This is a genomic window from Dactylosporangium sp. CA-139114 (assembly GCF_050955725.1).
GTDB lineage: Bacteria > Actinomycetota > Actinomycetes > Mycobacteriales > Micromonosporaceae > Dactylosporangium.
Window position 1 is genome coordinate 5,936,271 of the sequence record NZ_CP192080.1, and the last position, 21,077, is coordinate 5,957,347.

Annotated in this window: 24 protein-coding genes; 3 read left to right on the forward strand and 21 right to left on the reverse strand. The window is 71.5% G+C overall.

Annotated features, from left to right (window positions below):
- Positions 1–2: 2 nt before the first annotated feature.
- Together ACQP2P_RS26140 and ACQP2P_RS26145 are read left to right on the forward strand one after the other, a co-directional pair.
- Positions 3–329, forward strand: a complete 327-nt coding sequence (locus ACQP2P_RS26140) for a nuclear transport factor 2 family protein (RefSeq protein WP_433604987.1) — start codon at positions 3–5, stop codon at positions 327–329.
- Entirely contained in the window at positions 326–1,168 is an 843-nt protein-coding gene (locus tag ACQP2P_RS26145; protein ID WP_433604989.1) for an SDR family NAD(P)-dependent oxidoreductase, read from the forward strand. Before ACQP2P_RS26140 ends, ACQP2P_RS26145 begins: the two co-directional genes overlap by 4 nt.
- Positions 1,169–1,190: 22 nt before the next feature.
- On the opposite strand, the gene ACQP2P_RS26150 is transcribed toward ACQP2P_RS26145, so the two are convergent.
- From ACQP2P_RS26150 to ACQP2P_RS26200, 11 genes are all read right to left on the reverse strand, one after another.
- Positions 1,191–1,748 (reverse strand): O-acetyl-ADP-ribose deacetylase, encoded by a 558-nt coding sequence (locus tag ACQP2P_RS26150; protein WP_433604991.1) that lies wholly within the window; start codon positions 1,746–1,748, stop codon positions 1,191–1,193.
- A gap of 149 nt (positions 1,749–1,897) precedes the next feature.
- On the reverse strand, positions 1,898–2,401 hold the full coding sequence (locus ACQP2P_RS26155) for an NUDIX hydrolase (RefSeq protein ID WP_433604993.1): 504 nt from the start codon (positions 2,399–2,401) through the stop codon (positions 1,898–1,900).
- 276 nt (positions 2,402–2,677) lie between these two features.
- Positions 2,678–2,953 carry a hypothetical protein gene (locus tag ACQP2P_RS26160; RefSeq protein WP_433604995.1) on the reverse strand — a complete coding sequence of 92 codons (276 nt, stop codon included), beginning with the start codon at positions 2,951–2,953 and terminating at the stop codon, positions 2,678–2,680.
- Between the two features lie 146 nt (positions 2,954–3,099).
- Entirely contained in the window at positions 3,100–3,891 is a 792-nt protein-coding gene (locus tag ACQP2P_RS26165; RefSeq protein ID WP_433604997.1) for a hypothetical protein, read from the reverse strand.
- Between the two features lie 115 nt (positions 3,892–4,006).
- Positions 4,007–4,468 (reverse strand): hypothetical protein, encoded by a 462-nt coding sequence (locus ACQP2P_RS26170; protein WP_433604999.1) that lies wholly within the window; start codon positions 4,466–4,468, stop codon positions 4,007–4,009.
- 262 nt (positions 4,469–4,730) lie between these two features.
- Positions 4,731–5,072 carry an ester cyclase gene (locus ACQP2P_RS26175; protein ID WP_433605001.1) on the reverse strand — a complete coding sequence of 114 codons (342 nt, stop codon included), beginning with the start codon at positions 5,070–5,072 and terminating at the stop codon, positions 4,731–4,733.
- Positions 5,069–5,500 carry a MarR family winged helix-turn-helix transcriptional regulator gene (locus ACQP2P_RS26180; protein WP_433605003.1) on the reverse strand — a complete coding sequence of 144 codons (432 nt, stop codon included), beginning with the start codon at positions 5,498–5,500 and terminating at the stop codon, positions 5,069–5,071. Before ACQP2P_RS26180 ends, ACQP2P_RS26175 begins: the two co-directional genes overlap by 4 nt.
- Positions 5,501–5,693: 193 nt before the next feature.
- A complete protein-coding gene (locus ACQP2P_RS26185; RefSeq protein ID WP_433605005.1) occupies positions 5,694–6,311 on the reverse strand; it encodes a hypothetical protein in 618 nt (205 codons plus the stop codon).
- Positions 6,312–6,383: 72 nt separating this feature from the next.
- The gene (locus ACQP2P_RS26190) at positions 6,384–7,136 is read right to left on the reverse strand and encodes a hypothetical protein (RefSeq protein ID WP_433605007.1); all 753 of its coding nucleotides are present in this window, start codon (positions 7,134–7,136) and stop codon (positions 6,384–6,386) included.
- Positions 7,137–7,228: 92 nt separating this feature from the next.
- Positions 7,229–8,911 (reverse strand): MFS transporter, encoded by a 1,683-nt coding sequence (locus ACQP2P_RS26195; protein WP_433605009.1) that lies wholly within the window; start codon positions 8,909–8,911, stop codon positions 7,229–7,231.
- Positions 8,908–9,357: a MarR family winged helix-turn-helix transcriptional regulator gene (locus ACQP2P_RS26200; protein WP_433605011.1), complete on the reverse strand. Its 450-nt coding sequence runs from the start codon at positions 9,355–9,357 to the stop codon at positions 8,908–8,910. The genes ACQP2P_RS26195 and ACQP2P_RS26200 overlap by 4 nt, the downstream gene beginning before the upstream one ends.
- A 239-nt stretch (positions 9,358–9,596) precedes the next feature.
- Here ACQP2P_RS26200 and def point away from each other — a divergent pair, with 239 nt between their 5' ends.
- The gene (def, locus tag ACQP2P_RS26205; protein WP_433605013.1) at positions 9,597–10,097 is read left to right on the forward strand and encodes a peptide deformylase; all 501 of its coding nucleotides are present in this window, start codon (positions 9,597–9,599) and stop codon (positions 10,095–10,097) included.
- Between the two features lie 140 nt (positions 10,098–10,237).
- Here the strand turns inward: def and ACQP2P_RS26210 are convergent, their stop codons facing one another.
- The 10 genes from ACQP2P_RS26210 to ACQP2P_RS26255 form a co-directional block, all read right to left on the reverse strand.
- Positions 10,238–10,945, reverse strand: a complete 708-nt coding sequence (locus ACQP2P_RS26210; protein WP_433605015.1) for an ABC transporter ATP-binding protein — start codon at positions 10,943–10,945, stop codon at positions 10,238–10,240.
- Complete coding sequence (locus ACQP2P_RS26215; RefSeq protein ID WP_433605017.1) at positions 10,938–12,035, reverse strand: branched-chain amino acid ABC transporter permease; 1,098 nt, start codon at positions 12,033–12,035, stop codon at positions 10,938–10,940. Before ACQP2P_RS26215 ends, ACQP2P_RS26210 begins: the two co-directional genes overlap by 8 nt.
- Positions 12,032–12,901: a branched-chain amino acid ABC transporter permease gene (locus ACQP2P_RS26220; protein WP_433619274.1), complete on the reverse strand. Its 870-nt coding sequence runs from the start codon at positions 12,899–12,901 to the stop codon at positions 12,032–12,034. Before ACQP2P_RS26220 ends, ACQP2P_RS26215 begins: the two co-directional genes overlap by 4 nt.
- The gene (locus ACQP2P_RS26225) at positions 12,901–13,578 is read right to left on the reverse strand and encodes an ABC transporter ATP-binding protein (protein ID WP_433605019.1); all 678 of its coding nucleotides are present in this window, start codon (positions 13,576–13,578) and stop codon (positions 12,901–12,903) included. Before ACQP2P_RS26225 ends, ACQP2P_RS26220 begins: the two co-directional genes overlap by 1 nt.
- 75 nt (positions 13,579–13,653) lie before the next feature.
- Positions 13,654–14,946: an ABC transporter substrate-binding protein gene (locus ACQP2P_RS26230; RefSeq protein WP_433605021.1), complete on the reverse strand. Its 1,293-nt coding sequence runs from the start codon at positions 14,944–14,946 to the stop codon at positions 13,654–13,656.
- 58 nt (positions 14,947–15,004) lie between these two features.
- A complete protein-coding gene (locus ACQP2P_RS26235) occupies positions 15,005–15,796 on the reverse strand; it encodes an enoyl-CoA hydratase/isomerase family protein (RefSeq protein ID WP_433605023.1) in 792 nt (263 codons plus the stop codon).
- Complete coding sequence (locus ACQP2P_RS26240) at positions 15,790–16,875, reverse strand: acyl-CoA dehydrogenase family protein (protein ID WP_433605025.1); 1,086 nt, start codon at positions 16,873–16,875, stop codon at positions 15,790–15,792. The genes ACQP2P_RS26235 and ACQP2P_RS26240 overlap by 7 nt, the downstream gene beginning before the upstream one ends.
- Positions 16,875–17,984: an acyl-CoA dehydrogenase family protein gene (locus tag ACQP2P_RS26245; RefSeq protein ID WP_433605027.1), complete on the reverse strand. Its 1,110-nt coding sequence runs from the start codon at positions 17,982–17,984 to the stop codon at positions 16,875–16,877. The genes ACQP2P_RS26240 and ACQP2P_RS26245 overlap by 1 nt, the downstream gene beginning before the upstream one ends.
- A 35-nt stretch (positions 17,985–18,019) precedes the next feature.
- Positions 18,020–18,802 carry an enoyl-CoA hydratase/isomerase family protein gene (locus ACQP2P_RS26250; RefSeq protein ID WP_433605029.1) on the reverse strand — a complete coding sequence of 261 codons (783 nt, stop codon included), beginning with the start codon at positions 18,800–18,802 and terminating at the stop codon, positions 18,020–18,022.
- Entirely contained in the window at positions 18,799–20,976 is a 2,178-nt protein-coding gene (locus ACQP2P_RS26255; protein WP_433605031.1) for an acetate--CoA ligase family protein, read from the reverse strand. The genes ACQP2P_RS26250 and ACQP2P_RS26255 overlap by 4 nt, the downstream gene beginning before the upstream one ends.
- Between the last annotated feature and the right edge of the window lie 101 nt (positions 20,977–21,077).

The window sequence follows — 21,077 nt, forward strand, 5'->3', positions numbered from 1 at the left end:
TCATGGACCTTCCCCCCGTGATCATGACATATCTGGCCGCGCACGACGCCCGGGACGTCGAGGGCGCGATCGCCTCGTTCGCACCCGACGCCGTCGTGACCGACGACGGCCGCGGCCACCACGGCACCGCCGAGATCCGCGCGTGGCTGGCCGGCGCGGCGGCCGAGTACACGTACACCACCGAACTGCTCCACGCCACCCGGCTCGGGGAGGAGCGGTATGACGTGACGCAGCGCCTGGAGGGCGACTTTCCGGGCGGGGTGGTCGACCTGCACTACCGGTTCACCCTGCGCGGCTCCTCCATCGTCCGGCTCATCATCGAGCCATGAGGACGTGGTTCATCACCGGCGGGACGCCGGGCGGCTTCGGGATGGCCTACGCCGACGCCGCGCTCGAGACGGGCGACCGGGTGGCGCTGACCACGCGGCGCCCCGAGGAGCTGCGGGAATGGGCGCGGCCGCACGGCGACCGCGTGCTGGTCCTGCCGCTGGACGTCACCGACACGGCGCAGGTGCGCGCCGCGGTGGCCGCGGCCGAGCAGCGCTTCGACGGGATCGACGTGCTGGTCAACAACGCCGGGCGCGGATGGTACGGCTCCATCGAGGGCATGCCCGAGGATGCGGTACGCCGCACGTTCGACCTGAACTTCTTCGCGCTGCTGTCGGTGACCCGTGCGGTGCTGCCCGGCATGCGCGAGCGGCGCCGCGGTTGGATCGTCAACATGTCCTCGCTCGCCGGCCTGCGCGCCGTGACCGGATTCGGCGCCTACAGCGCCGCGAAGCACGCGGTCGAGGCGGCGACGGCGGTCCTGCGCGAGGAGGTCGCGCCGCTGGGCATCCGCGTCCTGGCGGTCGAGCCGGGGTCCTTCCGCACCAACGCGTTTGCCGGGTTCGCCCACGAGCCGCTCACCGAGACCGTGCCGGCCTACCGCCGGATGCTGGACGACGTGCGGTCCGAGATGATCGGCCAGGACGGCAAGCAGCCCGGCGACCCGGTCCGGGGGGTCCGCGCGGTCATCGCCGCGATGGCCGAGGACCCGCCGCCGCGCCGGCTGGTGCTGGGCAGCGACGCGTACGACAGGGTGACGTCGGCGCTGCGCGAGACGATGCGCGACATCGCCCGGTCCGAGGCCGCCGCCCGCGCCGCCGACTTCCCGCCCGGCCAGTGAATGAGGTGTACGGCCGCCGCGTTCAATGCTCGTCGGAGTCCTGGGCCAGCGGCGGGGTGAGCGGACCATGCAGCGTCAGTCTGGCTCGTTCGGCGGCCTGGCGGGTGTCGTCGTCGAAGAGCACAAGACGTATGCGCGCAAAGGCCGGCGGCGGCGTCCGCAGCACGGTCAACGCCTGGATGACGGCGTCCTCCTTCGGCCAGCGGTACACGCCGGAGGAGATCAGCGGAAACGCGATCGACGCCGCGCCGAGCCCGGCCGCGACGCCCAGCGAGTTGCGGTAGCAGTCGCGCAGCAACGCGGAGCGGTCCTCGGTGGCGCTCCACACCGGCCCGACGGTGTGGACGACCCAGCGCGCCGGGAGCCGCCCCGCGGTCGTCGCCACGGCCTGCCCGACCGGCAGTCCCCGGCCGTACCGGCTCGCCCGCAAGGCCCGGCACTCCTCCAGGATCGCCGGGCCACCCCTGCGGTGAATCGCACCGTCCACCCCGCCACCACCGAGCAGCGACGAGTTCGCGGCGTTGACGATCGCGTCCACCCGCTCGGCGGTGATGTCTCCGGTGACGAGCTCGATCTCCACGACCAACATCATGGACCACGCCACGTGCGCACCGCTGCCGCCGTCGGTGCATGTCGGCCGGCCGGTGCTCATCACGGACGGTGAACTGCTTGGCGAGGGTGGTGAGCAGGGCTCATGCCGCATCCGCTGTGACGTGGCGGGATCCGCCGTCAGAGACCGAGCGTGACCGGATCGGAGGGTATGCCGGACGTGAACAACTCGGTCAGCTGCGTGGCAAGGTCACGGGGCGAGAACAGGTCAGGTCCGGTGTAGCTGGCGATCTCCGAGAGCTGCCACCATCGAAAGGCGGCGAGGTGCTCAGCAGCGAGTTGGTCCGCGGTGAACTCGCCTCGAGGCTCGAAATGCTTGGTGCGGACGAGAAAATAGTCGTTCACGATACCGTCGAAGCCGGGCGCATGATCTGCGGCAACGACTACTTGATGCCAGACGTGCGGCGGATCGATGACGGCGACCAAGCCGGTTTCCTCTCGCAGCTCACGGCGCAGCGCGGACAGCCCGTCCTCGCCTGGTTCTAGGCCGCCGCCTGGAGCAGCCCAGACGGCGTGTGCCCCGTTCGGAACCGCCGGGTGAGGCGGAACGAATCGGCACAGCAGGACCCGGTCGTCCTCGTCGAGGATGATCGCGCGGACCGAGGCTCGAAGGTTCAACGACATGACGGATTCCTAACGCTCGGTGACTGCTTTTGTTCGACACTCTGGCATGGGGGCACCTCGACCAGGTGTCCGGTCACGCCGCCGAGCATGAGCGTTGTCGGAAAGTCACACTTCGGTCCTGGCCTGCCGTCACGGGCGCAAAGCGCGGTGACGTAACGGCTGGGGCAGCTGCGGATTGCTACGTATCTCGGCGAGCACATCGAGCAGACCGGTGCTTGGCCAGCCGGCTTCGAGCCACGTGAGGGGCAAGGCCCGGCCAGTGGCGGCCCCACGGGGTCAGGGCGAACCGCAGCAGGGCGAGAGCAGCGTCTCGCTCCTGGAGCTGGCCGAGGACAGTGTGGCGACGACATCGGCCGGCCGACCTTCGAGCAGTGGCAGCAGCCACGCCAGGTGATCGGCGGCGGAGTGGACCGGCCCGTCCGCCGCGCCGTAGATGAGCCATTCGCCTGCGCCGTTCTCGACGAGCGCCAGACCTCGTTCGTTGACCACGATTCGACGGTTCTCGTGGGCCGGATACACGCAGCGGATCCTGTCACGCAGCATGTCGGTCATCACGCCATCACCTCATGATCTGCCGGTCGCAGGCGGGCGAACTTTGTTTGCGCCCGCGAGCAGCAGGACGGCCTGCGCCAGAGTCGGACGAGACGGCGTGAACGTCGACGGGATCCAGCCTCAAGCGTGCCTGGCGGTGTACTCCCTCAAGACTCCGCGGCGGTGAGGGTCGACCGCCAGTAGTACGGCATGCCGTGCCATGCGGCGAAGCCGGCCTGGAGGCGTTCGAGCTCCTGGCGGGTGCCGATCCGGGCGCGATGCTGGGGCTGTTCGGCGTAGTGACGGATGACGGAGCCGAGGAACACCGGGTCCACGTCCAGGTAGGACGGCGACAGACGGAGGGTGCGCGTCCGGCCGTCGGAGCGCCGGTACCGCACCGTCATCGTCCGCGCACGACGTCCCGGCACCAGCGGGGCGTCCGGGCACAACTGCGGCCACGGCACCCGGCACGAGCCGAGCGTCGTGTGCACCGTAATGCCGTCCGGGGTCAGCGTCAGGCCGTAGCGCAGCAGCCAGATGTACGCCAGGCCGACGGCGGCCAGCGTCACCACGAGCGCACCGGATGCCCACGCCGACCCGAACAACGCGGTCGGCCGGACCTGGTCGGTGTCCGGCACCCGCTCGGCCAGCACCTGCGTCCCGGCCGCCATCAGCAGCAGCACACCGGTCGCGGCCGGATACCGCGACGCCGTCGCCACCGTGAACCCGCCGTCGGGGCCGGCCCCGAACGCCGCCGGCGGGTGCCGTAGGCGCCGGGTCAGCAGCAGGAACAGCAGCGGCGCGCCGCCGACCGCGACCAGCAGTCCGAACAACCCCAGCGCCACGCCGAGCCCAAAGGGCTCGATCCGCCACGACAGCGGTTGCAGCACGAAACTGTCGAGCACCCCCGCCGCGAACGCTCCCGCCCCGAGCACCGTGGCCAGAACCCTCACCGACACAGCCGACACCCGACGCAGCCTAGACATCCATCACCGCACCGGCGTCATCCGACCGGCCGACATCCGTATCTCCGCCGATCGTGCGTTGTTGGGCCTGTTCGCAAGGGCCGGAGGGTTACGTGATTCCGTCGTGGTCCTCGTTGGAGTGCTCCAGTGTCACCTGGATGCCTTCGGCGGTCAGGTGTCCGGCCAGGACCGCCATCTCGGCGGGCGTTCCGGCAAGTCCCGGGCCGGTGAGGGCGGCGTACACGTCGGCGACCTCGGCGATCGTTGCTCCCTGCCGACGGAACACCGTGAGAGTTCGCCGCCGTTGGTCTCGGTTCTGGCCTGGGTCCGCGCGAAGCCGGGTGAGCCCGACCCGGGCAAGGAGGGTCTGCCGGACGACGGCGTCAACGCGGTCGAACACCGCCGGCGTAGCACGGTCCTGGCCGACGTAGTCGCAGTCGGTGCACCGCGACGTCGTCGTCCACACGACCCGGCCCGCTTCGACCGCCTCCGCAACATGGAATGCCGCCGCGGCGCCGCACATCGGGCACGGACCGCCCGGGTCACCGCAGACCAGCGTCACCACATGCACGCCGCGAACGGTACGAGCTGCCCGCGACGATCGCACCTTGATGCGCGCGGAACCGCACTCCACGACGGCCCTAGCTCGTGGGCGCGTCCGATCGGGCCTCCGCACATAGCCGCAATCCGCGCGCTGAGGACCGCGACGGCCCGGCTGGCGGTTCGGCGCGTGGATCTGCCGATGAGCGTGCATGCGATCATGCCGAGTTCCGGAACTTCAGAAGATCTTCGCCCTGGGAGGTTCCCGTCCTCTCACCGGTCGAGGCGGAGGCTCAGGCGTCGCGTCGCAGTGACGTCAACGCCCAGAGCTCGGCGATCCGACCGTCGCGGATCCGGTACATCTCGAGCATCATTGGTGCCTGGTCAGGTATCCCATGCACGCTCAACCGCGTGGCGACGCTGTCGCCGTCGACGACCATGTCCTCGACCTCGACGCGGGCTTCGGGGAACGCGTCGTGGAATCGCTGCCAGGATTCAACGATGCTTCGTGGCCCGGTAGTTCCTAGCGGATGACTGTAGAAGTCGTCGGTGAGGATCTCCAGTGCCGCAGCATAGTCGTGGTTGTTGAACGCGGTGTACATGCCCATCGCCACTGCCCGCGCCTGGTCTGTCACGTGTCCTCCTGTACGAGGTTGTCGCGCAGCCGCTCCAGCACTTGCAGCACGCGTTGCTGATCCTGGTCGCTGATGCCGTCGAGCAACCGCTTCTGATACCTCTGGTGCCGCTGCCGCAAGTCACCGGCGAACCGCGTGCCGGCCGGGGTGAGTGCAGCGAGCGTGTAGCGGTTGTCGGTCGGGTCGAGGCGGCGAACTACCAGCCCGTCGCGTTCGAGCTCCTTGACCAGCCGCGTAATGCTCGCTCCGTCGACGCCGAGCGCTTGACGTAGTTCGCTGTGGCTGGTTTCGCCGTGGCGGTGCAGGCGGACAAGGATCTGCACCCGCTGCGCACTGCTCCCGATTGAGCGGGCAAATCCCTGCTTGAGCTGGGTGGCCGTTTCCCCGAACAGGCGGAAGAACGCGTCTCCCGTCGTTTCATCGTCCACCAACTCTTTATATCATCAAGAGTTGGTGTGATCAACCATTCGATGAGAAGGTACAGCACCGGAACTCCGCGCGGGTCGAGATCACCGTGTTCGACGAAGACACCGGAGGTGGACGCCTCGGCTGAGGCGGTCGTCGACGAGGCGTCCGCTACCGGCCGATGGCGCTGTGCGGCCCCGTTGGCGGTTTCCGGGATCAGTCGTCGTCCAGGGCCAGCAGGGGCTCGCCGTCCGCCGGGGATTCCGTTCGGTCCAGCATCTGCGCCAGGCGCTCCGCCTCGGGCATGAGCCGCACCGCCAGGACGAGCTCGCCGACGCCGATGACGGCCGCGGCGATGATCAGGCCCACCACCGGCGCCGCGGCGACCGCGATGGCGGCGACCAGGCCGCTCGCCGCGCGCACGCGCAGGCAGGTGCGGGGCAGGCTCGGCAGGGGCTGCGCGGCGGCGCCGTCGACGGCCGCGGCGATGCCGAACGCCAGGGCGGCCACCGAGACGCCGACGGACGGGTCCCGCGCCGGCAGGCGGAGCAGGATGACGCCGGCCAGCGCCAGCAGGGCGGGGCCGGCCAGCGGCAGGAGCGGGCCGCCGTAGCGGGCGCGCAGGAGCAGACCGCCGCCGGCCCGGCCGAAGGCGGTGAAGAGCAGCCAGGCGCCCAGCACGGCGGCGCCGACCGCACGCAGGGGCGACGGCCAGAGCGCGGCCAGGGTCGCGACCAGCACGCTCAGCAGGCCGAAGCTCGTCACGGCCCACCAGCCGAGGACGCCGTGCAGCGGGCGGGCGTGACGGCCCAGCGTTTGCAGCTCGGTAGGCATGGGGGGCTCCCTGGGAGTGGCTGCTGACCGACCACTCCGATACCCATCAGCCCGGCCTACCGAACATATCGGTCAACCTCGCGACGCGGGCGGAAGCCACAGCGCGGCCCAGACGGTCTTGCCGGTGGCGCCGCGCAGGCAGCCCCATGCGGTGGCGTTGCGCTCGACGATGCGCAGGCCGTCGCCGCGCAGGCCCGCGCGACGGGTGTTCGGCAGCACCGTCGGAGGCCGAGGGTCCCCGTCGCGCACCGAGAGGTGCAGGAAGCCGCCGCGCCGGCTGACGACCAGGACGAGCGGGGTGGCCGCGTGGGTCGCGGCGTTGTGCACGAGCTCGAAGACGATCCGGCGCGCGACGGTGGCCAGGTGCGGCAGGTTCCAGGCCATGCAGGCGTCGTGGACGACCAGGCGGGCGCGGCTCGGGGCGAAGCCGTCGGGCTCGAGCAGTTCGGTGAACCGGCTCGGGGGCGGCGGGCCGAGCTCGACGGCCGCCTCGGCCTCGGCGATGGTGTCGTAGAGCCGCAGGACGCGGTGCCAGAACGGGTTGGCGAGCCGGGCGCGCAGCACGCCCCGGCGCGGCAGCACCCACAGCAGGCACACGCCGTGGTCGCGGAGGGCTCGTCCCTGGGCCGCGTGGAACAGCGGCGCGGCGGTGCCGGTCGGGTCGTCGAAGCCGCTGAGGTCGACGATGACGGCGCGGGGGCAGGCGACGAGCGCCTTGCCGATGGTCGTGCGGAGGCGGTGCTTGCGTTCGACGGTCAGTTCCCCGGCGACGGTGATCCAGGTCACTTCCCGTTCGAGGTCGTGCCGGGACTCGACGGTCATCATGGAGTAACCGTAAAACGAAACAAGTGACCCGCAAACCGTCCGGGGCACGAAATACGCACCCCGGACGGAGGAGCACCGACCAGCCGCGAGGACTACCCCGCAAGCGTGACCGGCGGGACGACCAGCACCTCACAGCCCGACTCCGCGACGATGCGCTCGCTCGCGCTGCCGTCGAGCAGGTGGGCGACGCCGCCGTGCGACGAGCCGCCGATCGCGACCAGCTGGGCGTCGACGGCCCTGGCGTGGCGGGCGATCAGGCTGCCGGCGTTGCCGTGGTCGGCGACGCTGCGCAGCACGTGCCCGGATGCGGCGACCCCGCGGGTGGCCAGCTCGGCCAGCAGGGTCTCGACCCGGGTGCGGGCCTGCTCGTACGTCTCCCGATCCACCGCCTCGTCGCCGACGACCGCGATCTCGTGGACGTGCAGCAGCTCCAGCGGCGCGTGCAGCTCGGCGGCGCGCTCGGCCGCGGCGGCGAGGACGGCGGGCGCGGACTGCCCGGCGTCGACGGCCACGACGACGGGCCGGTTGCCGTTGGCCGCGCCGATGCGGCCGACGGCGATGATCTCGCCGGTGGGCTCGGACTCGCCGGCCCCGGCCGCCGCGTTCTCGGCGTCGGTGAGGATCCGGTGGCCGGTGGCCAGCACGAAGATGGCGAGGACGAACGTCGCGGCGCCGAGGTAGAACGGCACGTGGATGTTGTAGTGGTCGGCGAGCTTGCCGGCCACGAACGGGGCGAGGCCGCCGCCGATGAAGCGCACGAAGCCGTAGGAGGCGGAGGCGACCGGCCGCGGCACCGGGGCCACCGTCATGACCGCCTGGGTGGTCAGGGTGTTGTTGATGCCGATGAAGGCGCCGCACACGATGACCGCGACGATGACCGTCGCGGGCGAGTCGGTGAACGCGGCGATGACGGTCATCACGACGCCGAGCAGGAAGAGGTTGGCGTACAGCGTCTTGGCCGTGCCGAAGCGTCGCTGCAGCCGCGGGGCGACGGCGACGCTGAAGATCGCGACGAGCAGGCCCCAGCCGGTGAAGACGAGGCCGAGCTTGTGCTCGTTGAGGTGCATCGGGTAGGGGGCGTAGCCGAGCATGGTGAAGAAGCCCCAGTTGTACAGCACGGCGGTCAGGCTCATGATGAGCAGCCCGCGGTGGCGCAGCGCGGCGAGCGGGGCCGCGACGGAGGTGCGCTCGGCCGGCTTCGGCGTCTTGGGCACCAGGAAGATGGTCGCGAGGAGCGCGATGAACATCAGCACGCTCACGCCGTAGAACGGGCCGCGCCAGCTGATCCCGCCGAGCGTGCCGCCGAGCAGCGGGCCGACCGCGATGCCGACGCCCAGCGCCGTCTCGTAGAGGATGATCGCCCCGCCGAAGCCGCCGCTCGCGGACGCGACGATGACGGCCAGCGAGGTGGCGATGAACAGCGCATTGCCCAGGCCCCAGCCGGCACGGAAGCCGACGATGCCGCCGATCGAGTCCGAGGTGCCCGCGAGGCCCGCGAACACGACGATGATCACGAGGCCGGCGATGAGGGTCCGCTTCGGGCCGATGCGGCTGGACACCATGTTAGTGATGAGCATCGCGACCGCGGTCACGAGCAGGTAGCTGGTGAACAGCAGCGACACCTGGCTGGGCGAGGCGTGCAGCTTGGTCGACAGCGCGGGCAGGATCGGGTCGACGAGGCCGATGCCCATGAACGACACGACGCAGGCGAACGCGACGGCCCACACCGCCTTCGGCTGGCGGAACGGGCTGGCCGCCGGAGTGTGCTGATTCATACCGAGGTGCTCCCGGGGAGGGTCTGATATGTGGTGACGAGCCGGTCCAAGGCGGGCAGGGCGGCGGCGAGCGCGGCGCGGTCCTCGTCGCCGAGGCGATCGGCGAGGTCGGCCAGGAGCCGGGCCCGGGTGTCGCGGCGGTGCCGCAGCACGTCGGCGCCGTCGGGGGTGAGGTGCACCATCACGACCCGGGCGTCGTCGGCCCAGGAGCGGCGCTCGGCGTAGCCGTCCTGCTCCAGCCGGGAGACGAGCTGGGTCATGGCCGGCTGCGTGATGCCCTCGCGGGCCGCGAGCTCGGAGATGCGGCACGGGCCGTGGACGTCGAGCGTCCGCAGCGTGGCGGCCTTCGTCAGCGACACCTGGTCCGAGGGGGCCAGCCGCCGCAGGAGCGAGACGACCCGCTCGAGGCTGCTGGCGAGCGCCACCCCGTCAAGGATCTTGGACACACCACTTTTATATCATGTACTTATATTCTGGCGTTATGCTTTCCCGTGTGATCCGCGACGCCGCCGAGCGCCGTATCCCAGGCGGACGGCGGTCGTCGCGGGCCGCTCGGCCGGCGCCCCGCACCGCATCGCCGGGTCGGTCACGGTGCGACTCGTGCGCTGCGGCCGCCGGCCGGTGACCGTGCTCCCGTGACCGGGCGCGGCCGTGAGCGAGGCCGGGCGCGCGGTACGGTTGATCAATGCCGACCGCCCGCCCGATCGTGTCCTACGGCGACCCTGTCCTGCACCGCCGCTGCGCCGACGTGACCGTGTTCGACGACGAGCTGCGGGAGCTCATCGACGACATGTTCGCCTCGATGTACGCGGCGCGCGGCGTGGGGCTCGCGGCCAACCAGATCGGCGTCGACCGGCAGGTGTTCGTCTACGACTGCCCGGACGCCGACGACGTGCGGCAGGTCGGGCACATCGTGAACCCGGTGCTGCAGCCGCTGTCGGAGCCGGCCGACGGCGACGAGGGCTGCCTGTCCGTGCCCGGCCCGCGCGGAGCGCTGCCGCGGGCGGCGGTCGCGACCGTCACCGGGCAGGACCGGGACGGCAACCCGATCACGGTCACCGGCACCGGCTACTTCGCCCGCTGCCTGCAGCACGAGACCGACCACCTCAACGGGGTGCTGTACGTGGACCGGCTGCCCGAGCCGCAGCGGGAAGCCCTGCTGCGCGAGGCGGGCCTGCGCGCCTGACCGGCCGCACGCGAGCGGCTCACCGCCGCACCCGGCCGGCCGGGTCGCGCAACAGCACGCCCGACCCCATTCGCTTGCGCGGCAGCGTGACCCGTGACCCGCGCCCCGTGACCCGCGGGTCACGGGGCGCGGGTCGCGGGTCACGCGGCGCCCAGGTACGCCTCACGAACGTCGGGGTGGGCGGTCACCTCGGCCAGGGCCCCCTCGGTGACGATCCGGCCGTGGTTGAGCACCACGGCCTTGTCCGCGAGCGCGTTCACCGCCTGCATCACGTGCTCGATCATCACGATGGCGATGCCTTCCGCGCGGCACTCCCGCACGCGCTCGATGACGATGTCCACCTCGTGCGGGGTCAGGCCGGCCATCACCTCGTCGAGCAGCAGCACCTTCGGCTGGGACACCAGGCCCCGGGCGAAGTCGACGATCCGGACCATCGCCGACGGGATGTCCCCGATCGCCTCGCACCGGTACTGCCAGAGGCCGAACCGCTCGAGCTGCTCGCGAGCCAGCCGGTTCGCCTCCCGGTAGCCGCGGGCGCGCCGGTAGGCCGCCAGCGCGACGCACTCGAAGACGTTGAGCTCGGCCACGTTCCCCGACACCTGGAAGGTCCGGGCGACGCCCGCCTCGAACACCTTCGCCGGCGACATCCCGGTGATGTCGCCGCCGTCCAGCAGCACCGTCCCGTTCGTCGGGCGCAGCACGCCGGCGATCAGGTTCACCAGCGTCGACTTGCCCGCGCCGTTGGGACCGATCAGGGCGGTCACCATCCCGGGCCCGGCCGTGAAGGAGACGTCCTGCAGCACCTTGAGACCGCCGAAGTTCTTGGCGATCGCCCGGACCTCAAGCATGCTCGCTCACCACCTCGGGGGCCGGGGCACGGTCGGGCGTCGACCGGCCGGACGGGGTCTCGGACTCCGGGTCGTGCGCCCGGCCCGTGCCGAACAGGCGGACGATCAACCGGTTCCACAGCGCGACGATGCCCGAACCGCCGAACCGCAGGATCAGAATGACGCAGATGGCGTACGCGATCTGGGTGTAGCTGGAGACGTTGGAGCTGGACACCGCGAACATGCGCAGCAGCTCCTCGAGCACCGCGATGCCGATCCCGGCCACGATCGGCCCGGCCAGCGTGGCCGAGCCGCCGATGATCGCACCCACGAGCATCGCGACGCCGACCTCCACCGACAGCACGGAGTCGTAGCTGACGAAGTTCGTGTACTGCGCGATGAGCGCACCCGGAATCGCGGTCAGCCCCATGCTGATACCCATGGCGATCGCCTGGTTGCGGATCACCGCGACGCCCATGCTCGCGGCGAGCACCGGATCCTCGCGGATGAACGGCAGCGAACGGCCGAAGCGGGTGCGGCGCGTCATCCACGCCACCCCGCCGGTGAGGAGCACGAGGACGACGAGGGCGACGTAGTACAACGGAGCGGCGTCCGTGAACCACTGCAGGTGCAGCAGGCCCTCTTCCGTGGTGAGGTTCTGCAGGCCGTTCACGCCGCCCGTGACGCTCCACGTGGCCGCGATGCCGGAGATGGCGACCGCCAGGGCCAGGGTCCCGAGCGTGAAGAACAGCGCGTTGACGCCGAACCGGCTCATGACCAGGCTGACCGCCGCGCCGATGACCGCCGAGAGCAGGATGCCCACGGCGATCGCCAGCCAGATGTTGATGCCGTGGCCCCAGGTCAGCACCGCGACCGAGAACGCGCCGATGCCGAAGGCGCTGGCGTGCGCGAGCGACAGCAGCCCGGTGAAGCCGCCGGCGATGTTCCAGGTGAGGTTGCGCATCGCGAAGACCAGGGCGACGAAGCCGACACCGATCATCGGCTCGTCGGCGAACAGCGGGAAGGTCACCGCCACGACGAGCGCGACGGCCACGACGAGGGTGTTCGCCCGGTTCAGCGGGGTGGAGACGAGTGCACGCAGGGATCTCATGTCCGGGCCACCCGCTTCCGGGCCAGGCCCTGCGGGCGGAACAGGATGACCAGCAGGAAGACGCCGTAGATCACCGACGAGGCCAGCGAGCCGCTGACGTAGACGCTGCTGGCCGCCTCGGCCACCCCGAGCAGGATGCCTGCCGTCACCGTCCCCCACAGCGCCCCGCTGCCGCCGACCACGACGACGATGAAGGCCTTGACCGTCAGCTCCAGGCCGTACAGGGGCGACACCGGCTGGAACGGGATCAGCAGCCCGCCGGCCACCGCCGCGGCGGCCGCGCCGAGCGCGAAGGTCGAGCGGTACACCCGGCGGACGTTGACGCCGACCAGCATGGCACCGTGCAGGCTCTCGGCACACGCCCGCATGTAGACGCCCAGGCGCGTGCGGTAGATCAGCCACGACAGGGCGAGGGCCAGGACGAGGCTGACGGTTCCGGCCGCCAGCCGGGCGAAGCTGATCGTGATGCCGAGGGTGTTGATGGCCTCCATCGGCCAGGGGTTGCGGATGGTCTGGTACGGCTCGGGAAAGAGCACCTGGAAGACGTACTGCAGGGCCACGCCGATGCTGAGGGTGATCACCAGCTGCGCGTGGCCGGACTTGTCGAGGGTCGACTCGATGAGGAAGCGCTCGACGAGATAGCCGAAGGCGGCCCCGATCGCGGCGACGAAGAGCAGGGCCACGACGAAGTCGGCGAGCGAACTGGGCTTGAGCGACAGCACACCGTACATGCCGATCAGGACGAAGTAGCCATGGGCGAAGTTCACCACGCGCATGACGTTGAATATCAGGTAGAGGCCGAGCCCGATCAGGGCGTAGATCAGCCCCTGGAGCACCCCGGTAACGGCGATCTGGACAACGGCCATCACCTGGCCTCCTCTCGTGTGCTGGTCGTGGTTCCGAGATATCCGCTCTCCAGCAGGCTGGAGGCGAGCAGCGACTCCGCGGTGCCGGCCGCGACGATCGTTCCGCCCTCCAGCACGTAGCCGCGGGAGGCCAGCGCGAGGGCCTGGTGGACGTTCTGCTCGATCAGCAGCACGCCGACACCGGCGGCGTTGATCTCGCCGATCGTCTTCATGATGATCTGCACGATCACCGGGGCCAGGCCCAGCGAGGGCTCGTCGAGCACGAGCGTGCGGGGCTGGAGCATGAGACCCCTGGCGATGGCGAGCATGCTGCGCTCGCCACCGCTCAGGGTCCCCGCGAGCTGGCCGGCCCGATCCTTCAGGCGCGGGAACAGCTCGTACATGGCCGCCAGGTCGAAGGGGCCCGCCTTGGCCCGCGGTCCCGCGCCGACGAGGAGGTTCTCCTCGACCGTCATGCCGACGAACAGCGAACGCTCCTGCGGGACCAGGACGAGTCCCGCCCGCACCCGGTGCCAGGGCCGGAGGCCGGCGATCGGGCGACCGTCGAACTCCAGCTTGCCGGCGCGGGCGGGGATGATGCCGAGCAGCCCCTCGGTGAGGGTCGTCTTGCCCGCTCCGTTGGAGCCGAGCAGACAGACGAGCTCACCCTGGCCGACCTCGAGGTCGACGGACCGCACGATCTGCGACCGTCCGCGCCAGACACTGAATCCTTCGACCGACAGGGCCGTCTTCATCATGGTCCCCCGATCCGCCTACGGCCTCGGGTAGACGGTCGCGCTCGCGGCCGCGTCCGCCGGGAACACCGGGACGTACTTGCCGCCCTGGATCTGGGTGACCAGGCCGGTCGCCCGCTCGTTCGTGCCCTTGGCGTCGAACTTCACGCCGTGGCTGATGATCCACAGCCCGTGCTTGTCGCCGTTGATGCCGGAGATGTCCACCGACCGCAGGGCCGACGTGATCGACTCCTTGTCGTCCGGGTTGCTCGCCGAGGCGAGGGCGTCCGCCAGCACACCGACCGAGGCGTAGTAGTAGGCGCCGACCCCGTCGGGCGTCTGCCCGTTGTACTTGGCCTTGTAGTCCTCGGAGTAGCTCTGCGGCGTGTGCTTGGCACCGTCGGCGGACTTGAGCAGCGAGGTCCAGTAGTTGCCGGCGACGTCGCCGTCCGAGATCGCACCGACCGTCGGGATGAACTGCGCGTTGGTGTTCCCGCCCAGCACGCCGACGGTCGCCTTGGGCTTCCAGCCGGAACGGGCGAGCGCCGGATAGAACAGGAACACGCCCTGCGGGTTGCCGCCGAACAGCAGGATGTCGGGGTTCGCGTTCTTGGCCTGGCTGACCAGCGGGGCGAAGTCCGTCGTCGTGGCCTCGTCGTAGGAGATGGAGTCGAGCACCTTCACGCCCGGGTACTCCTTCTGGAAGGTGCCGGTCCACGCCTTCTCGGCGTCGGGGTAGGCCCCGGCGCTGGCGTAGATCAGCATCGCCGTCTTCGGCGTCTCGCCCTTCTTCTGCGCGCCCTGCATCACGGCACGGACCGACTGCGCCGCCCAGCCGTTGTCGGCGAGGATCGAGGGGGCCAGCTTGAAGACGTACTTGCGCCCGGTGCCGATGATGCTGTCGGCCGCCTCCATCGGCACGATCAGCGGCACCTTGAGCTGGTCGGCGGTCTGCGCCGCGGTGACGGTGACCGGGCTGGACGACGCGCCGACGATGACGTTCGCACCGCCGGACACGAGCCGGCGCATCAGCGCGGGCACCTCTTCGGGCTTCGAGCGGTTGTCGAGCACCTCCACCGTGACCTTGCGCCCGTTGATCCCGCCGGCGGCGTTGAGATCGGCGACGCCCATCTGGAACGAGTTCACGCTCTGGACGCCGTAGGGCGCGGCGATGCCGGTCAGCGCGGCGATCACGCCGACCTTGATGTCGCCGCCGCCCTTGCCGCTGCCCGAGGAGCCGCCCCCGCAGGCGGCGAGGACGAGACTGGCGGCCACGGCCATGGCCATGGCGGCGGTGCGGGGTATGGCGCGGAACCGTTGGGGTGTCTTCATGGCTGTTCCCTTCACAGCAGTGGAACCGGGGTGTTGCGGGGTGTCGCGATCCGTGCGTTCAGCGGCCGGACCACTGGGGAGCTCGCTTCTGGCTGAAGGCTGCGGTGCCCTCCGCGCGGTCCTCGCTCAGGTAGGGGCTGGGACCGGGGTCCAGGCGCAGCGCGGTGGCGATCGGCAGCGACGAGCCGAGGTGGACCATCGCCTTGTACCGCTGCAGGGTGATCGGTGCCCGGGACACGAGGGTCGCGGCCAGGGCGTCCACCGTCGCGTCGAGCTCCTCGGGCGGCGTGACCCGGTTGAGCAGCCCCATCCGCAGGGCGGTGGCGGCGTCGAACGGCTCGGCGAGGTACAGCACCTCGAAGGCGAAGCCCGCGGGCACCAGCCGCGGCAGCATCTGACTGCCGAAGTTGGCGCCGAGGCCCACCTTGGACTCGGGCATCAGGAACCGCGCGGTGTCCGCGGCGACCCGCAGGTCGCACGCCATCGCCAGCTCGAGCCCGCCGCCGACGACCCAGCCTTCCAGGACCGCGATGGTCGGCTTGCGGCACTCCAGCACCGTCTCGTACGGGTTGCGGGTGGCTTCGCGCATCGGCTCGTAGGGCAGGTGCTCGGCCGTGTCCCGGTCGTGCATCTCCTTGAGATCGGCGCCGACGGAGAACGCCTGCCCACCAGTGCCGCGCAGCACCACCACCCGGACGTCGCGACGCCGGTCGAGGTCGGTGAAGGCGGCCGTGATGTCGCTCAGCAGCCCGCGGCTCAGGGCGTTGCGGCGTTCGGGTCGGTTCAGGCGGACGACGGCGACGCCGTCGGCGCCGACGTCGACCAGGAGATCGGATCGGTGCTCTACCACGGGACCGCCTCGCCCAGGGCGCGCCCGGCGTGGGCCTCCTCGGTCGAGGAGATCAGGCTCCAGAGGCTTGGCAGGCTCTTGTTCAGCGCCGCACGGCCGATGAAGACCGACCAGTCCCGGCTGCTGCCGAACTCCGCCTGCCAGCTCCACAGCCGCGTGGTGAAGGCCGGCAGCTCGTGCTCGCCGGTCACGCCGATCGCGCCGAGGACCTGGTGGGCCGACCGGTTCAGCCTGCGGGTGTCCTCCTTGGCGGTCACGCCCGCGGAGGCGGCGGCCAGCAGCCGCTCCCCCGGATCGGCCAGCACCGCGGCGTTGACCGCGAGCATCGTGGCGGCCGCGGCCTCGGCCACGTCGACCATGTGGTGCTGCACCGCCTGGAACGTCCGGATCGGCTTGCCGAACTGCTCGCGGGTGTCGGCGTAGGCCACCACCACGGCGAGGACCCGCTGCATCGCGCCGGCGGCGGACGCGGCACGCAGCAGGACGCCGCGGGCGCGCAGCTCCGTGGGCGACGGCCCGGCGCCCTGCGCGATCGCCGCGGCGGGCAGCCGCTGCCGGTCGAACAGCACGGTGTCGCGGGGCTCCCCGGCCAGGTTCTCCCCGGCCCGGACCTCGGCCGGGCGCGGCAGCAGCACCGTGCGCGGAGTCCCGCCGAAGTCCGCCACCGCCATCAGGTGCTCCGCCCTGCGTCCCCACGGGACCCGGTGCAGCGTCCCGGAGACCTCGGCGTCACCGCCGGGCAGCGGCGTCACCCGGAGGTCGTCCAGGGGATGCGACACGGCGCTGAGGGTCAGGCCCTCCGGGCGCTGCAGGCCGGACCGGGCCAGCAGCCAGGACACCAGGCCGGCGGTCTCGACCAGGGGTATCGCGACGGCGTGCCGGCCGACGCAGATCGCGATGCGGACCGCCTCCTCCAGCCCGATGCCGTGCTCGTCGAGGTCGAGGTAGGCGAATCCGCTGGCCTCCACGGCCGACCAGGTGGCCTGCGGCCACGGCGCGCCCCGCTGCGCGGGCCCCGAGCCGGACCGGGTGAGGATGGCGGCGAGCGCCTGGTCGAGCATCTCGGACGTCTCCGACATCAGTCACTCCTCGACGAGCGGGCCAGGTGCTTGGCGATGACGGTGCGCAGCACCTCGTTGGTGCCGCCGCGCAGCGTGAAGGTCGGGGCCGTCACCACGGCGTCCGCGAGCAGGGACCGCAGCCCTCCGGCCGAGGGATCGAGCTCGTCCGGCACGAGCCTGCGCAGGATCTCGACGACCTCGTTCTCGAACTGCGTGCTGATGTCCTTGACGAGGGCCGCCTCCACGGCGGGGGTCTCGCCCCGGTCGAGGGCCCGGGCGATGGACAGCGACAGGTTGCGCAGGGTCCAGTAGCGCGCGGTGACCAGCCCGATGAGGTGCTCCGTCTCCTCCGGCGGGCTGGTCTCGGCCAGGGCCGCGTAGACCAGTTCCAGCACCGGGACCACCGACATGAACCGGTCGGGGCCGGACCGCTCGTGCGCCAGCTCGGACGTGACCTGGAGCCACCCGTCACCGATCTCGCCCAGCACCATGTCGTCGGGGACGAAGACGTCGTCGAAGTAGACCTCGTTGAAGTGGTGGAAGCCGTTGAGCAGGTGGATCGGGCGGATGGTGACGCCGTCGGCCCGCAGGTCGACGATGAGCTGGCTGAGCCCGGCGTGCTTGCCCTCGGCCGAGGTCCGGCAGAGGGTCACGGCGAAGTCCGCGTAGTGCGCGCCCGAGGTCCACACCTTCTGCCCGTTCAGCAGCCAGCCACCGTCCGTCCGGGTGGCCCGGGTGCGCACGGACGCGAGGTCCGAGCCGCTGCCGGGCTCGCTCATGCCCAGGCAGAACCAGACGTCGCCCTGGACGATCGCGGGCAGGAACCGCCGCTTCTGCTCCTCGGTTCCGAACCGCAGAATGATCTGCGCGGTCTGCCGGTCGCCGACCCAGTGGGCGCTGATCGGGGCCCCGGCGGCCAGCATCTCCTCGGCCACCACGAAGCGGTCGACCGCGCTGCGGCCCGGGCCGCCGTACTCCTTGGGCACCACCATCCCGACCCAGCCGCGACGGGCGACCTCGCGGCTGAACTCGGTGTTCGCCTCCGCGTTGATGCCCAGGCCGACCGAGAAGCGGTTCTCCCGCCGCGCGGCGGCGATGAACGCACGCACCTCGTCGCGGAGCGTCATCTCCGCCTCCGTCAGCCGGGAGGCCGTAAAATCGATCATGACGTGCCCGCCTCGGTGTGCTCGGCGGCCGCCAGGCGCTTGAGCCGGCGGTTCTGCGTCCAGAGCTGGACCCCGCGTTCGAGCTCCAGGGCGACCGGCCACGGAAGCCGCTGGTCGGAGGTCTCGAGCCGGAACGAGCGCACGACCCGCGTCGCCAGGAGCGGGTCGGCGGCGATGCGCCCGGCGAGCTCCAGTGCCGTGGACTCGACCTCGTCGTCCGGCACCGATCGCCAGGCCAGGCCGAGTTCGCGGGCCCGGTCGCCGTCGATCTCGTCGCTGAACAAGCCCATGCCGGCGGCGGCCTCCCGGCCGGCCAGCCGGCTCAGGATCGTGAAGAAGCCGCCGCCCGGGTGGATGCCCGCGCGCAGGAATCCGGCCATGAGCCGCGCGTCGCGGGACACGATCCGAAGGTCGGTGGCGAGCGCCAGGTTGAGCCCCGCGCCGACGGCGGCGCCGCGCACCGCGGCGACCGTGGGGACCCGCAGCTGTCCTACCCGGACGAATGAGCCGTACATCTGGTCCGTCTCGGCGTACGCGCGGTCGCTCACGGCGTCCTCGGCGTAGGAGTCCCGCCACGAGTTCGTGTCCGCTCCCGAGCAGAACGTCCCGCCGTCGCCCCGGATCACCGCCGCCCCGAGCGTGTCGTCCCGGTCGATCCGCTCGCAGCAATCCGCCAGCTGCTGGGCCATGTCCATGGTCAGCGCGTTCTTGATCGCCGGGTTGGAGATGGTCACGAGCGCGACGTTGCCGTGCCGCTCATAGGTGACCGAGGGGGTCATCGGGCTTCTCCTTCACGGGGTCCGTTGGATGGAACGTGCGCGGGGTCCGGCCGGTTGAGCAGCAGGAAGTCCAGGGCGATCGCCCGGCCGTCGGGGGTCACCCGCAGCGGGTTCACCTCCAGGTCGCTCAGGCGCCCGCCGGCCGCGACCGCCAGGAGACTGATCCGGGAGATGGCCTGTGCGGTGTCGGACAGGTCGACCGGAGGACTGCCGCGGAAACCGGTCAGCAGCGGGGCGGCGGTCAGCGAGCGCACCATCTGCTCGGCCCGCTGCGGGGACACCGGGGCGAACGCCGAGACCGCGTCCCGGTAGATCTCGGTGGCGTACCCGCCCAGGCCCACGGTGACGATCGGCAGGCCGCCCGCGGAACGGGTCACACCCACGATCAGCTCCACGCCCGCCGGCGCCATATGCTGGACCAGCACGCCCGCGGGCTGCTCGGCCGCGAACGCCGTCATCAGGTCGCGGTAGGTCGCCACGAGCTGATCCGCCGGGACGGCCAGGCGCACGCCGCCGCGCTCGGACTTGTGCAGCACGCCGCTCGCCTGGATCTTCAGCACACTCGGCCCGGCGACCTCGGCGGCGAGCGCCCGCGCCTCGTCCACCGAACGCACCAGGACCGAGGAGGGCCGGGCGATCCCGGCGAGCCCGAGCAGCGCGTCCCCCTCGGACTCGGTGACCACCGCACCGGTCCCGGCCATCGCCCGCTGGATCTCGGCGACCGGGAACTCCGGCGCGGTGAAGCCGTGCTCCGTCGCGGCCGGGCGGCGCAGCGCGGACAGCACCCGTGCCGCCTGGCGGGTCGAGTCGAAGATCGGCCAGCCCGCGTCCCGCAGGATGTCGCGCGCCTCGGCGGTCTGCTCGCGGGCCGCCATCCAGACCAGGACCATGGGCTTGGCCAGGTCGCGCCAGGTCTTCACGAACGACTCGGCCATGCGGGTGGCCAGCGTGCCGGTGACGAGCGTGAGCGTGATCATCACGGCGTCGATCCCGTCCGAGCGGTACACCCGGTCGCAGACGTCCACGAAGTCCGAGGGGTCGCTGTCGCGGAAGATCTGCGCCGTGACGTCGACCGGGTTGTCGACGGCACCGAAGCTGGGCACCAGGCCGCGCAGCTCGGCCCGGGTCGGCTCGGGGAGGTCGTCGACGGCGAAGCCGGCGGCCGAGAGCTGGTCCGCGGCGAGGCTGCCGGCTCCGCCCGAGGTGGTGACGATGGCGACCCGCTCGCCGGCGATCGGCGGGGAGAGGGTCAGGCCGTGCGCGAGCGCCACGAAGTCGTCGACGTCCTCGGCCTCGACCACGCCGAACTCGCGGACCGTCACCCGGTAGCCGGCGTCGTCGCCGACGATCGCGCCAGTGTGCGAGGCCGCGGCGCGGGCACCGGCGGCGCTGACCGCGGAGCGCAGGACGATCAGCTTCTTGTCCAGCTCGACGGCCCTTCGCGCGAGCTCGCGGAAGTCGTCGTCGTCCACCGCGGCCTCGAGGTACATGGAGAGGACCCGGACCTCGTCCTCCTCCAGCAGGTAGCGGCCGAGCTCGACCGCGGTGAGGTCGACCTGGTTGCCGGTGCTCGCCCAGGCCGCGATGCCGAGGCCGCGCTCGCGGGCCAGGCTGAGGATCGAGCCGCCGACCGCGCCGCTCTGCCCGACGTAGGCCAGGCCGCCGGCCGCGACCGGGCCGGACTCGAGGGCGGCGGTGAACGTTGCGAACATGGCCTCGCCGGTGTGCACCACGCCCTGGCAGTTGGGGCCGAGCAACCGCACGCCCAGGCTGTGCGCGGTCTCCCGCAGCTGGGCCTGCAGCGCCTGGCCCTCCCGCAACTCCCCGAAGCCGGAGGCGAAGACGACGGCGGCGCGCGCACCCGCCGCGGCGACCGCGGGCAGCTCCTGCAGCACCCGCGCCGCCGGAATCAGCATCAGCACCAGGTCGACCGGGCCGGGCAGCTCGGCCAGCGAGGGGTAGCATCGCCGGCCGGCGAGCTCCGCGTATCCGGGGTTGACCGGGTAGAGCTCGCCGGTGAACCCGAACTGCGCCAGGTAGTGCAGGGGGCGGGCGAACGGGTTCGCCTCCCGGCCGGAGGCGCCGAGGACGGCGACCGCTCGCGGGTGGAAGAGCGCATCCAGGCCCCCATGCGGTCCGTTGCGGTCGCGTGGTCGCCCGAGCGGATCTCGCACGTCCCCTCCTTCTGGTCGAGCCGAAAGCCTTGACAGTGTGGTGGCAGTCACAGCTAAGTTGAACTTGGCGCCAGAGTCAAGTGGTGCCAGACATAATCCGA